The following is a 13,910-nucleotide window of genomic DNA, read 5'->3' on the forward strand; positions in this document are numbered from 1 at the left end:
CGTTGCGGAGATCATGACTCAGCTGTACAGACCTAAATCTACAGTCACAACAACGGCATCAGCATCAGACCGCCAGCTGTTTTTCTGGGGTTGGATGCGGTGGGGAGCTTTAACAGCAGGAGAACGTTTTGTCTGTGCCTTTATCATTCTCATACCGGTTCTATGGGTGATGGGCATCTACAAGTACATGACATCTCTCCTGCTCGTATGCATTGCTGTTTATGAATGGTGGAAGCATGGAGAAATACGTCTCAAGCCCCCGATTACGGCAGTCGTTGCCGTGTTTATCTTCTGCATCTATCGAATAGCCCAAATGCTGATCAATTATGATGCTCCCAACAAAGGCAGCATATCCGGTCTCCTGATGACATGGTTTAGCTACGCATTGTTGCTCTGGTACATTCAAAGCAATAACGTGAGATTGCGCTTAGAAGCGATCGCCTGGGCTTGTACGGTCAGCATAGTGCAAATGCTCGGGTTTTGGTTGTTGCTCCAATACGTCTTGCCGATCGGGCTTTTCCAGCCTCCTAGCATACCTAACTTGTTTGGGTTGGTCACGGGTAAAGCAGCAGGAGAAAACCTCTTAGCTCCCTACCAGGGCGATATATCGGGGTACTATCGTCCGAGCTTATTTTTTGTCTCCGCCCAACTTTTTGCTTTGATTGTAGGATGTATTGGCTTAATTGCCTTGGAAATCAAAAATCGGATTTGGTCGCTACTGGTACTTTTAGGCAGCGTTTTCCTCATCGTTATCAGTCTGAGTCGGGGTATATGGATAGCTTTTCCAATCGCTGTTTGGTTTCGCTACCTCTTTAGCGCCTACAGTCAACCACGGAATCGTCTCATCTTGTTTGCGGTGATGGCTGTAGCCAGTTTCACCGTATTGTCAATTGCGCCATTCACCCACTTTTTAGTCAGTAGCTATACAGACATCACCGCCCACGTTTCTCAGTTTCGGGCATCATCCACTGAATGGCGTGCCGAGATTTACAGACAGACTTGGGAGGCATTTCTAGAACAGCCGATCTGGGGTCAAATCGGCAAGGGGCAGCCCGTCAGTATGGCTGGCGGCGAGGCAAACGTCGTCGGCTCCCACAGCGTCATTTTAGGCAACCTGTTGTATGGCAACGGCATAGTCGGTACGGGAATTTTTGCAGTTTTCTGGATATCTTTATTTGCGTGGTTGTACAAGACCCGCTCGGGAAGACCCCTCACAGTTTTTTGCGTGATGATCATGTTTACCCTTGCCGCTGCTACGTTAGGAGCAATGTGGTTTTCACCTTTTCCAGCGTTGGCTCTGTTGCTATGCATTGCCATTCGGCAACCTAAACTCAAACCTGCTGGAGAGGTGAGATCGTGGCTAAGCTCTTAGTTCTACCAGGATGTCAAAATACCTTAGGGGGTACGACAGTTTCCCTGTCTTTAATGCTCGAGGGGTTTGAACAATGTGGCATCTCCGAGCAGTTATGCGTCCTAGTCAAATCTAACTCTTTGATGGAGCGATATTTGCGGCAAGTCGGTCAAGCATCTTATCTACAAATCATTCAAGAACGGGAGTTTATGAAGCACGCGCTTCATTGGGTGAGCCAGCAGCCCAAAGATTATCCCCTGTTACTGGAAAACTGTGTCGTGCGTAAGATTTTGCCGAGCTTGATCCTGGCTGCACCTGCATTGCGTTTGAGCGGTCGTCCGGTTTACCATGTCTTCCGCGACCAAACCCGATCGCCTAATCTGCTGGGTAATTTGGCTAGAAAGATCGCTTTTGCCTGCCTCTCCCCCCGCGCCATCTGTAATTCACGCTTCACGGCTGCGCACGTGAAGAATTTAGTGTCCGAGATTCAAGACATTCTTTATCCGCCAATCGATCCACAGCGGTTTAACGACAGCCCCGCGACTGGCTCGCCGCCAGCAAATTTACAGCCCATCCTCAATTCGGGAGCGCGGCTGATGCTGACACCTTCGCGGATTACCGCACCCGAACAGGTGAATGACAAAAATCTGCGATCGCTGCCGCTGGTCTTGGCTCAGCTCAAAACTCTCGGTCACAACTACCACGGAGTTGTCATTGGCGAGGATGCTTCCCCAGGTCAGTCGTTCACCCGCGCTCTGCTCGATCGCGCCGAAAGCTTAGGAGTGGCAGACCGCTTCACGATTTTACCAGCCACATTTGCGATCGAGGACTACTACAAGTATGCCGATGTCGTCGTTACGCTGGCACCGCGAGAGCCTTTTGGTCGCACGGTGGTAGAGGCGATCGCCTGTGGCGTACCAGTCGTCGGTAGCAATACTGGTGGCATTGGTGAAATTTTACAGAACTTCGCGCCTCAATGGGCTGTCGATCCCAACGATCCCGTCGCTGCGGCTGAGGCGATCGTGCGCCTGACTGCCGACCTCAATACTCCAACTACGCTCGTTCAGGGCAAACGTTGGGTGGAAACTTACTGTAGTGCCGTGGGATACGCCCGCGCGATCGCCAGAATTACGGGATTAGTCCCCTTAGATGCAAGCGATCGCTCGCGCTCCGGCGATGAAAATTGTTTTTTAGCCCCAACATCTGGGATATGATCACCGATCTGCAACGGCAAGAGCGTTCTAGCCAGCTGGAAATATCTCCACTCGTCAGCGTCATCATTAATAACTACAACTACGGACGTTTTGTTGCTAAAGCAATTGACAGCGTTTTAGAGCAAACATACAAAAATGTGGAATTAATCGTCGTTGATGATGGTTCTACGGATCATTCGCGGCAAGTTATTGAGTCCTATGGCGATCGCCTCACAGCGATTTTTCAGGAAAATTCCGGGCAAGGAACGGCATTGAATGCCGGAATTGCCCGAGCTAAAGGCGAAATTATTTGTTTTTTGGATGCCGATGACTTCTTTCACCCCGAAAAGATAGCCAGAGTCGTCGCCACGTTTGCAGAGCATCCTGAATGGGTGCAGCTCGGTCACTGCTGGACTTCTGTAGATGCAGAGGGAGTCCCGATTGGGAGCAGCACTTCTAGTATTCTCAACCAAGGAGATGTCCGCAATTTGTTATTGCAATGGGGAAGATACGCCACAGCAATTACTTCCGCACTGGCATATCGCCGTACAGTTCTCCAGCAAGTCCTACCGATTCCGACACAACGAACTGAAGCAGCAGATACTTATTTGACGGCAACCGTTCCCTTTTATGGCGCAGTGGGTAGTATTAACGAACCACTCATGTTCTATCGCATCCACGGTAAAAATCGACAAGCCCACAGCGGTAACTGGTCGCGGATGCTGCATCAGCGCGAGTTAACTGCTGCCTACGTCGATCGCGCAGCTGCCACAGTCGGACTCGTCGAGCGCTCTAATCTCCAGCAGGATGTAGACTATCGCAGTTTCAAAGCCATCGAGCGGGGTAAAGGCAGTTGGATTGAAGCTTTACAAGTTGCGTGGTTGTCCTGGCAAGAAAGTCAGGCAATCGGGCGGAGTATGAAGGATACCCTCGTCAGGTTGGTGTTTCGTAGTACCTGCGCTCTCTTGCCGCAGCAGGGTATCTTGCTGCTGCGATATGGATTGCGCGGTTACGTGCGTTGGAAATTCTTGGGTCAAGCACCAAAATCATAAAGCAAACCCCAATGACTACACAAAGTCTTGCTCTAGATGCTGCGTCAGCCAGTCAAGCACCAGATATTTTGATTGTCTCTCGCGTTTTTCCCCCCGATCCAGGCGGAATTCAAGATTACACCTACAATCGTTGTTTGCAAGACCCCGATCGCGCGATCGTTTTAACCGCCGCTCACCCAGGAGACAAGGAATTCGATCGCCTGCAACCATTTCCAGTCCATCGTTGGCTAGTCCCTGGATTTCTCCACACTTTTTTCGATCGCACTGGTTGGTTGGGTGGTGTCCTCAAGCAACTACTCTACGCGATCGAGTCGTTTATTGTTGCCCTCTTACTCTATCGTCGCTATCGCTATCGATATATTGAATGGTTTCACGGCTTCGATTTTCCCGTATTGTTACTGCTGAGTTATTTGCTCCCGATCCGGTTTTTTATCTATTTACATGGAAACGATCTGCTCTGTCCTTTGAGCAATTCCATTTTTCAGGCTTTATTCCAGCACACGCTCCAGCGAGCGCAGGGTATTGTTTGCAATAGTCGTTTTACCCAAGACTTCTTAAAAGAACGCTGTCAGTTTAATACGCCTACATATATTATCAATCCCGCGATCGGAGTTGAGAAGTTTGGCAATCTCGACCGCATTCCCAACCTCCGCACGGAGCTACGCGCTCAGCACGGCATTCCTGAGACAGCGGTCGTCCTTCTCTCAGTAGGACGGCTGGTTCGTCGTAAGGGATTCGATCGCGCGATCGAGAATTTGCCTGCACTGGTGGCTGAAGGCATCGATGTCTATTATTTCATCTGCGGTCGAGGTCCGATGGAGTCCGAGCTGAAATCCCTCGCGACCCGATTGGGTGTGGATCGCCGCGTGTTCTTCACTGGATACGTTCCTGACGATCGATTGGCTAGTTACTATGCAGCCTGCGATTTATTTATCATGCCAACCTTTTTTGATGCCGCAGCCAAGAGTATCGAAGGTTTTGGGATTGTTTACCTCGAAGCTGGGTACTTTGCCAAACCCGTCATCGCGGCGCGGCTGGGTGGAGTAACAGATGCAGTGCGCCACGAAGAAAATGGTTTGCTAGTAGACCCCAATTTTCCCACAGAACTCGCCAATGCTCTACTGCGTTTGTGTCAAGACCGACAGTTACGCGAACGGCTTGGTAGCAGGGGCAAGGAATTAGCAGAACGCAAACCTCTGCACCGATCGGTTTACCTACAGGAGATCCGCACCTGAAGCTAGAGATCTCGATCCCCCCTAGCCCCCAGCAAAGGGGGAACAAAGCCCCCTTAATAAGGGGGTTGGGGGGATTTCTTCTGCCTAACTTCTAACATCAACCAATCGACTGACAATCAAAATTTTTCACTCACCACCAGCCACTCACCACCAGTCACCAGCCACCAGCCTCTCCTCACACACCGGAGTTCAACGCCATGAAATTATTATTGGTCTGCAACCCAGGAGGTCATTTCTCGACCATGATGGGTTTGAAAAGCTTTTGGTCTACCTACGAAAGAGAGTGGGTAACTTATCGGCATTATGACACGCAAAAATTAAGCGAAAAAGAACGGGTTTATTGGGTAGCAATGCAGGAAGCGCGGATGTTAGTTAAGGCATCGATCAACTTCTTTAAAGCTTTAGTTATTCTGCGCCAAAGCAAACCCGATTTAGTCCTGTCCACGGGAGCTAGCATAGCCGTACCATTTATCGTAGCGAGCAAATTGTATGGCATTAAAACAGTTTTTATTGAAAGTATCTCGCGCTCGGGAAATTTGAGCCTCACAGGAAGAATTGTTTATAACCTAGTAGACGAGTTTTACGTCCAATGGCCCGAGTGTGTAGAACGCTATCCCAAGGCTCAATACAAAGGTGTAGTTGTGTAATTTTCTCCAAGCTTACGAAGGTTGATTTCAATGATTGTTTACACGCTTGGAACTATCTTTTTTCCTTTCGATCGCGCTGTTGATTGGTTGCAAATACTACTCGAACAAGAAATCATTGTCGAACCAGTATTACTTCAGCATGGTGCGACATCGGCTCGGTTGAACCATCCCCTGTTGACTAGCGTGCCTTCACTCAGTCGCCATGAAATGTATGCAGCGGCACAGCAGGCTTCATTAGTCATTTCACATGCAGGGCAAGGTTCTACACGAATGCTAGCAGAAATGGGTGCTTGTTTTGTCCTACTCCCCAGACTAAAACGCTATGGAGAACACGTAGACGACCATCAACTTTTATTCGCTCGCGCTGTAGAGAAACATGGCATACAACACTGTATCGAACTTCAGCAGTTACTTGAATATGTAAAGGAGCGTCCTTCTCCTTTCCAAGGAAAATTATTTAACGCTCCTTCACTAGTGATGCATTTAATTGAACGATATAGAAGTTTGGAACTTCAGAAATAAGCGATCGCGCTGCTTATGGTGCAACTTGTCCAAAGCCGGAATTAGCATCCCCCAGGCGATATTCGTCAGTGTAGACAACTCTAGGAGCGGGACCCTGAAAGTTAGGATTGCCTTTATATAATCCCATCTTGAAATACGGTCCCGTGCCTTCATCGTTCCAGAAAGTCGCTCCCTGATAGTTCATTTTCTGAACGTAATTGCCGTTGCCTGTTTTTAGCCAAAGTTTGAGGAATCCATCGTTATTTCCCGTCCATTTCACATGCATGACAAAATCAGTCCATTGCCCTCGTAATTCAGCAACCTTAGCTATGGTATGACGAGTACATAGGGCATCAACAGAACCACCACTGCGTTGAAGATCGAATATGACGGAATCGCCTCTGCGAGAAATCTTGGAGCCAATGCCACCACAGGGATGTTTTCTACCTTTTTTGGTAGGATAAGCCCCAAATTGATTCAAAATATCCCATCCTGCATCATTATCTTTCCAGTCTGTGGGGATGAATATAGACCACCCATACCAATAAGTTTCACCAATTTTAGTTTTATTCTTTTCGATTTCAGAACGTTCGCCGCAACGGTTTACCCAATGTTTAAAAGCTGTTTGTCCAGCTCTTTTAATATTGTAGGAAGGCTCCATTCCCGAGCAACCTTTGTTTCTAGATTGCGTAATTTCAGTCGATGACTCAATGATTCCGGCATGAGCTTGCTGTATTCCTACTGAAGCAAACAAAGCCGTACCCAAGAATATTGTGCCTAAAGCCGAGCGTAGCGATCGCTGTTTCCAAACTTTGGCAGACTTATTGCAATTCTCAACGATCATATTTAAGTTCTCCGTAGATGCAGAATTTTTAACGCTAATTTGAGTAATTCCTATTGAGTCAAAGCATCTAAAAAGTCTTAAATGAATGACTCAAACTGAATCAATTAGCAGAATTTAACTGCACGTTGTCTTTCCACAAATCAGCGGTGAACTCAAGTTAATGCTTGCTTCCATCTATTTCTAGGAGAAAAACTACTGATTTTTCTGAAAACCGTAATTCTACCGATCTTTTTGCGTAACTAGAACTTCTGTAAAAATACGCTGGTGAATATGACTAATGCTGCAAATGAAGGGACTAACCAATGCGTTATTACTTTAAAAAATTAGTTCGAGATTTGAGAGATAAACTGTCCCTCAATCGATAACTTTCTCTGAAGCTATAGCTGATAAGCGATCGCAGAATGCAGATTAACAATGTTGTGAATTCCGACTAATCGCTGCTCAAAAACTCAATTCTTGTCCGTTATATCGGTAAAAGCAGGAATACTAGTAATTTAGTGCGATCGTTGTTAAATAATTCCACTGAAAATCAGTACGCGACCGGTAGAAAAACGGAGACTTGAGTTGACTCAAACTACGAAATTCATCTCTTATGACTAAGACTCAAACATCCTCAAATCGACGATTTAGCTATGACTCAGTAAAAACACTGGTACTAGCTAATTCTTGCAGGAGTTACGCGAAAGATCCCCCCTAACCCCCTTAAAAAGGGGGGAACTTGACTTAAAGCCCCCTTCTGAAGGGTGTTGGGGGATCGAAATCCCCAACTTCAAATGCAGATCTAAAGCTCCCTTTTGAAGGGGGTTGGGGGATCGAAATCTCCAACTTCAAATGCAGCTCTAAAGCCCCCTTCTGAAGGGTGTTGGGGGATCGAAATCTCCAACTTCAAATGCGTATCTTCTGTCTCAAACAAATTTTCCTAAACTACTACAAAACTAAGAGGTAAAGCTATGAAAGCTATTCTACTCGCTGGCGGACTTGGCACTCGTTTAAGTGAAGAAACAACCATTAAGCCAAAGCCAATGGTTGAAATTGGTGGTAGACCAATTCTTTGGCACATTATGAAGACTTATTCTACCTATGGCATTAATGATTTTATTATTTGCTGCGGCTACAAAGGCTATGTAATTAAAGAGTACTTTGCTAACTACTTCTTACACATGTCCGATGTCACATTTGATATGCGCTTTAATCAAATGAACGTTCATTGCGGTTATGCCGAACCTTGGCGAGTCACGCTAGTTGATACGGGAGAATCAACCATGACTGGCGGACGGCTGAAGCGAGTCAAAGAGCATATTGGTAGTGAAACTTTCTGTTTTACTTATGGTGATGGTGTAAGTAGCGTCAATATTAAACAGCTAATTGAATTTCACAAACAACAAAAAACTTTAGCTACTTTAACAGCAACTCAGCCACCAGGAAGATTTGGTGCAATTTGCCTCGAACAGGAACAAACTAAAATTACTTCTTTCCAAGAAAAGCCTACAGGAGATGGCGCTTGGATTAATGGTGGTTACTTTGTTTTGGAGCCAGAAGTTATTGACTACATAGCAGATGACTCCACCGTTTGGGAAAGCGAACCATTAGAAAAGTTAGCTTATAACGAGCAGTTATCTGCCTACAAACATGATGGTTTTTGGCAACCAATGGATACTTTAAGAGATAAAAACTATCTCGAAGATCTTTGGAAGAGCGGTAAAGCTCCTTGGAAAGTATGGTAGGACACTGAATATGAATACTAAAGGGTGTAATCATTTCTTTATAGGTGTATTAGCGTTATGTACGACCTTCTTGTGCTTACCCGAAGGAGTGCATAAATCTGATGCAAAAATCATTGATTCAGTGACTACAACTGTTAAGCGCCCAGAAATTGGTAAAGGGGGTTCTGCTTGCCAAAAGCTAGCAACTATTTCCCCTGCTAAAGGGAACGGACAGAAGGTTTTCAAACATTGGGTAGATCGTTGCGGCGAACGGTCTGAGATGGCAACGAAAAAAACTAAGATTGGTGAAACCTACTGGTATGGATGGTCTATGTTCGTTCCCTCTACTTGGAAAAATACCGATGCAGGATTTGATATCGTAAACCAATTTGGAGCTTTTCCCTCCAAAAAAGGAAGAAGATACAAGTGTGGTGGTATCGGATCTAAAATTTCTCGCCAAGGTAGTAACTTTATCTTCGATTTCCAACGGCAAGGTAATTCTGTTGATGTCGAATGTACTAAATTCACCTTAGCTAAAGTTTCCCAATTGCAAGGGCAATGGACTGATTTTGTCATGCATGTGAAATGGACGGGAAATCGAGATGGATTCCTTAAACTGTGGATGAAAACAGGCAACGGTAAATATATTCAAAAAATTAATCATCGGGGAGCGACTTTCTGGAACGATGAAGGCACGGGACCATACTTCAAGATGGGATTGTATAAGGGCAATCCTAACTTTAAGGGTCCTGCTCCTCGATCGCTCTATACTGCTGAATATCGCCTGGGTGATGCTAATTCCAGCTTCAAGCAAGTTGCACCGCGTCTTTCTAAGCAAAAAATAGCTGATTAATTCCTCAAGTTCAGCTTAAAAATTAATTGCTACGGCAATTCTAAATTATTCACGAACAACAGTTGATTTTATCGTAAGGTGGGCAATGCCCACCCTACACTTAAATTTTTGTAGCGAATGGTAGTTGTTCAAGGAGATATTTTTTATGTCATTTGTTATAAACGTACTTAAGAAAAAAATTATGACTGGTCGCCTGAGATCGGCGGTTGGAATGATTCGTTTTCCACTCCGTCAATGGGTGTTTTCCATTGCTACAAAAAAGCTGGGCTTAAATATAGTAACTAGGGAAGAAATTTTAAAAAACAAAGAGCAATATTCCTTAATTCAATTTGGCACAGAGGAAACAATCTTAGTTGACGAGCCTTACAACAAGAATCCTAATGAAATTCCCAGCATAATTTCTAGCAGAATTGGTAAACCGAATACCTTAAACCAACCTGGCATATTTGAAGTTGCAAATGCTCGGCTGGTAGGTTCTACAGCCGTAGGATTTGATGCAGATGGGAACTTACTTGCAGAAACACTCAATCCGCTAAATTTAAGTAGAGCTATACCTACACGTACCCATATTCTTAAATATTTGCCTACTTGGGAAGATCGAGTAGATACAGCCTGTTCGATAGTAATGGGTAACGGTAATTATTTTCACTGGATTGCAGATTATTTAACTCGGCTTCAAGGACTTGAATTCTATCAAGAACAAACTGGAAGAAAACCGACTTTAATTATAGATAAAAATCCTGCTAAGTGGCAGATAGAATCTCTTAGACTCTTAGGATACGAGCCAGAGAATTGTCTACCCTGGAATGGAACGAGTTTAAAAGTTGACCGATTAGTCATCCCTTCCTGGCGACGCGAACGGCGCATCATACCACCTTCTGTCTGTCGGTGGATGCGGCAGCGTATGCTCAGCAATCTAGATAAAGTAAAAAGTCAAAGTGAAAGTTTTAGTTCTAGAATCTATATCTCTAGAACCAAAACAACTGGTCGTCAAGTGACAAATGAAGAGGAAGTTTTAGCAGCTTTGGCTCCATTAGGATTTGTATCTTACACAATGGAGAAAATGAGCTTTGCCGATCAAGTTAGATTATTTTCTCAAGCAGAAATCGTTGTTTCGCCTCATGGTGCTGCGCTTACAAATACCCTCTTTGCGCAGAACTTAAACGTCATCGAACTTTTTGGTTCGTATGGTAGTCCATCTTTCTTCCTTTTAGCAAAAGCATTAGGTTTTCGATATGCTTGCCTTGCAACAGGATACAGTGGCAAAAATGAGTTTAGTCAGAAGTATAACGGCGTAACGGTGGATGTAGCGAGATTGCAGATTCTCGTTGAAGAAATGTTATCTCTATCTAGCGATCGCTCCTTGTTAAGTATGAACTCATAAGTCTTTTTAGATTGCGTTCGATAAGCAAACAATAGTTTTTTCAAGAAAGATATTTGCGATCTTTTCAACAAATCCGATCGAGAAAAAATTCTGGTTGCTGCTCGTAAAGCATTAAGTGGTTCTCTGTTAGTGTCGATCGCCAACTGACAATTACTACCTACTGATATCCATAGAGCTAGAGCTAGCAAAGTGACAACCGAGTCAATAAAAATAATCAAGTTTACAACAAAAGCAAGTTGTAATTATTCAGGGGAAAAATCTCATGGTGTCATCTATACTGAAGTCGTTCAAGAAAAAAATTCTAGTTGGTCGTCGTAGACAAACCATTTTGTTAATAAAAAGACCCTTGCGCCAGTGGATATTCTCTCAGGCGATCGAAAAGCTCGGCTTAAATCTAGTTACAAGGAAAGAATTACTCGCTCAACGCAAAAAATACCATGTTCAAAACTTTAGCTCTGGGGAATCAGTTATAATTGACAAGCCCCGTCAAGGTTCAGATGAAATGCCTAAACTAACTGAAAGTATGGGCAGTTTTACTTTGGAAGAGCCTATAGTATTTGAAGTGGAAAACGCTAAACTTGTTGGACCTGCTGCTGTTGGTTTCGATCGAGATGGAAGCATAATTTCAGAAATAATCACTGGAAATCTAAAGAGTTTAAACAGATTGCCTGCACGAACCTTATTTTTAAAGCAATTGCCTGATTTTACCACTCCTCAAATGAACGTAGCTTGTTCGCTGGTGAATCCAACTAGCATGGGCTATTTTACCTGGATGGGAAATTTAACTCGATTTGAAGGAATAGAATATTATCAAGCACAAACTGGAATCAAACCAAAATTAATTATTAATTCTCATCCTACTAAGTGGCAAAGAGAATCTCTTAGACTCTTAGGATATGAGCCGCAAGATTGTATACAATGGAACGGCTCAAGAATAAAAGTTAGTCGATTAGTAGTTCCATCTTATCGTCGCGTACAACAGCTAATTTCACCTTCAGGCTGTCGTTGGCTTCGTCAACGTCTAGTTAGTAATTTACCTGGCAAAGAAAGCGAAAAAGGCGATTTTTCATCCAGAGTATACATTGTTCGTACTAAAAAAACAGGTCGGACAATTATTAATGAAGAGGAAGTCCTATCTGTTTTAACTCAATTGGGATTTGTGGGTTACACGCTAGAAGAATTGAGTTTTGCAGACCAGGTTAGACTATTTTCTCAAGCAGAAATGGTTGTTGCTGCTCATGGTGCTGGGTTAGCAAATATTATGTTTGCAGAAAACTTGAAGGTAATCGAACTTTTTGGTTCATATGGTACTGCGGCTTATTTTGTTTTATCTAAAATGCTGAATTTTGACTATGCTTGCTTAGTATCAGATCCTCAAGGAAAAAACCAAGTGAGTGAGAGATACACCGATATGACAGTAGACATCGCCAAACTAAAAACGCTTCTTACAGAAATGTTGTCTAGCGATCGCCAACCTTTAGTTAAACCTATTGATGTGCAACAAATTGATGAGCAAAAATTAGTTGATTCTTAAATTGCTTGGCGATCGCAATTTCTTCAGCAGGGTGTCCAATGGCTTAAGTAAAACCGCAAGTATTATCTAATAAATAGGAGTGACCCTGGCGGACTGCGTGTTGAGCGCTATTCCTATCTGAGGAAAGCTTAACCTTCTAACCTTAATTCGATAGGATGTTTGGATGACGACCGGCAAACAAGTCATAGCTTTTTAAGGAAAGATTTTATGGCATCTGTAAGGAATTTGCTAAAGAAAAAGATTCTAGTTGGTCATCGTATAGTCATTTATAAGAGAATTAAAAAATCACTGCGTAAGTGGATATTTTCTCTTTTTAAAGAGAAGAAAGGTTTTGATATTCTGACAAGAGAAAAACTATTTAAAAATAACGATAAATACCAAATTCTCCCCTTCGGAGCTGAAGAGAACATTATAATTAGTGAGCCGTTTAATGGAGTAGATGAACTACCAAATTTAATTAAGACTACAAGTTTACTTACAAGCGCAATTGGCAAATTTACTTTAAAAAAGCCTTTTGTAGCTGAAGTAATAAATGCCGAGCTTGTTGGTTCGGCAGCAGTTGGATTCGATCGGGAGGGAAGCTTAATTACAGAAACTGTAATGCAAGATCTAGTAAATATAGAAAGATATTTACCTAATGGCATTCCTGCACAAACTTTAATCTTAAAGAATTTACCTAGCTTTGGCTCTCCTCAACTGGATACAGCTTGTTCGTTACTTAATTGGTGGTCTAAGAATTATTCTCATTGGATAGTAGATTGTTTATTGCGACTCGAAGGACTTGAATATTATCAAGAGAAAACTGGAAGAAAACTAACTTTAATTATTGAACCAAATCCTCCTGGCTGGAAAATAGAGTCTCTCAAACTTTTAGGATATGAACTAGATGATTGTGTAGCTTGGAAAGGTTCAAAAATAAAAGTCAACCGATTAATAGTTCCATCTTTTCGACGCGAGCAAGCCTTCCCTGTATCACCAGCCGCCTGTCAGTGGCTTCGTCAACGCCTGTTGAGTAATCTTCCTAATGTAGAGAGCAAACAGCACTCTTTTTCACCAAGAATCTATATTTCTCGCGCCAAAACAACAGGTCGTAAAGTAATTAATGAAGACGCTGTTTTAAAAGCTCTATCTCCTTTTGGATTTGTGGCATACGCACCAGAAAATATGAGCTTTGCAGATGAGGTTAGACTATTTTCACAAGCAGAAATAGTTGTTGCTCCTCATGGTTCTGGTCTCGTAAATATAATATTTGCTCAGAACCTGAGCGTCATCGAACTTTTTGGTTCAACTGGTGTTCCATGCTTTTTAGTTTTAGCAAAATCACTAGGTTTTCAGTATGGATGTCTTACAGCAGACTACAATTCGAGAAATAATCACTCCTTTGAGCAGAACAATAACATAATGGTGGACATTCCTAAATTGCAGGTTCTCGTTGAGGAGATGTTAACCATGAGATATAGCGATCGCCACCCTGTAATTACTACTTATTGACAAGCAACAACTAGCTGGCTACTAGATTGCTTGGCGATCGCAGTTTTATTCAGATAAATGCAGCAATACCTTAAGTGCAACAGTACTTACTGTTTTACTTAGTTTGGTTGAACTCCAACTAA

12 protein-coding genes are annotated in these 13,910 nt (G+C 43.4%); 11 read left to right on the forward strand and 1 reads right to left on the reverse strand.

Annotated elements, in window-relative coordinates; translation table 11 throughout:
* The first annotated feature begins 13 nt into the window (after positions 1–13).
* The 6 genes from QH73_RS04385 to QH73_RS04410 all read left to right on the forward strand — a co-directional run bounded on the left by QH73_RS04385 (position 14) and on the right by QH73_RS04410 (position 6,000).
* A complete protein-coding gene (locus QH73_RS04385) occupies positions 14–1,372 on the forward strand; it encodes an O-antigen ligase family protein (RefSeq protein ID WP_039715380.1) in 1,359 nt (452 codons plus the stop codon).
* Complete coding sequence (locus tag QH73_RS04390) at positions 1,357–2,565, forward strand: glycosyltransferase family 4 protein (RefSeq protein ID WP_039715381.1); 1,209 nt, start codon at positions 1,357–1,359, stop codon at positions 2,563–2,565. Before QH73_RS04385 ends, QH73_RS04390 begins: the two co-directional genes overlap by 16 nt.
* Positions 2,562–3,596 (forward strand): glycosyltransferase family 2 protein, encoded by a 1,035-nt coding sequence (locus tag QH73_RS04395; protein ID WP_039715382.1) that lies wholly within the window; start codon positions 2,562–2,564, stop codon positions 3,594–3,596. Before QH73_RS04390 ends, QH73_RS04395 begins: the two co-directional genes overlap by 4 nt.
* 11 nt (positions 3,597–3,607) lie before the next feature.
* Positions 3,608–4,831: a glycosyltransferase family 4 protein gene (locus QH73_RS04400; protein ID WP_039715383.1), complete on the forward strand. Its 1,224-nt coding sequence runs from the start codon at positions 3,608–3,610 to the stop codon at positions 4,829–4,831.
* A 197-nt stretch (positions 4,832–5,028) separates the two neighbouring features.
* Positions 5,029–5,478, forward strand: a complete 450-nt coding sequence (gene pssD, locus QH73_RS04405; RefSeq protein WP_039715384.1) for a PssD/Cps14F family polysaccharide biosynthesis glycosyltransferase — start codon at positions 5,029–5,031, stop codon at positions 5,476–5,478.
* Positions 5,479–5,508: 30 nt separating this feature from the next.
* Positions 5,509–6,000 carry a glycosyltransferase gene (locus tag QH73_RS04410; protein WP_039715385.1) on the forward strand — a complete coding sequence of 164 codons (492 nt, stop codon included), beginning with the start codon at positions 5,509–5,511 and terminating at the stop codon, positions 5,998–6,000.
* 13 nt (positions 6,001–6,013) lie between these two features.
* Here QH73_RS04410 and QH73_RS04415 read toward each other — a convergent pair whose 3' ends face one another.
* A complete protein-coding gene (locus QH73_RS04415) occupies positions 6,014–6,823 on the reverse strand; it encodes a polysaccharide lyase family 20 protein (RefSeq protein WP_039715386.1) in 810 nt (269 codons plus the stop codon).
* A 950-nt stretch (positions 6,824–7,773) separates the two neighbouring features.
* On the opposite strand from QH73_RS04415, the gene rfbF reads away from it, so the two are divergent.
* The 5 genes from rfbF (at position 7,774) to QH73_RS04440 (ending at position 13,788) form a co-directional block, all read left to right on the forward strand.
* Positions 7,774–8,547: a glucose-1-phosphate cytidylyltransferase gene (rfbF, locus tag QH73_RS04420; RefSeq protein ID WP_039715387.1), complete on the forward strand. Its 774-nt coding sequence runs from the start codon at positions 7,774–7,776 to the stop codon at positions 8,545–8,547.
* 121 nt (positions 8,548–8,668) lie between these two features.
* Positions 8,669–9,379, forward strand: coding sequence for a heparin lyase I family protein (locus QH73_RS04425; RefSeq protein ID WP_309476446.1), 711 nt, complete (start codon positions 8,669–8,671; stop codon positions 9,377–9,379).
* A gap of 145 nt (positions 9,380–9,524) precedes the next feature.
* Complete coding sequence (locus QH73_RS04430; RefSeq protein WP_039715388.1) at positions 9,525–10,763, forward strand: glycosyltransferase family 61 protein; 1,239 nt, start codon at positions 9,525–9,527, stop codon at positions 10,761–10,763.
* Positions 10,764–11,025: 262 nt separating this feature from the next.
* Positions 11,026–12,297 (forward strand): glycosyltransferase family 61 protein, encoded by a 1,272-nt coding sequence (locus tag QH73_RS04435; RefSeq protein ID WP_039715389.1) that lies wholly within the window; start codon positions 11,026–11,028, stop codon positions 12,295–12,297.
* Positions 12,298–12,504: 207 nt separating this feature from the next.
* On the forward strand, positions 12,505–13,788 hold the full coding sequence (locus tag QH73_RS04440; RefSeq protein ID WP_039715390.1) for a glycosyltransferase family 61 protein: 1,284 nt from the start codon (positions 12,505–12,507) through the stop codon (positions 13,786–13,788).
* The last annotated feature ends 122 nt before the right edge of the window (positions 13,789–13,910 follow it).

This window comes from Scytonema millei VB511283 (genome assembly GCF_000817735.3).
Taxonomy (GTDB): Bacteria; Cyanobacteriota; Cyanobacteriia; order Cyanobacteriales; family Chroococcidiopsidaceae; genus Chroococcidiopsis; species Chroococcidiopsis millei_B.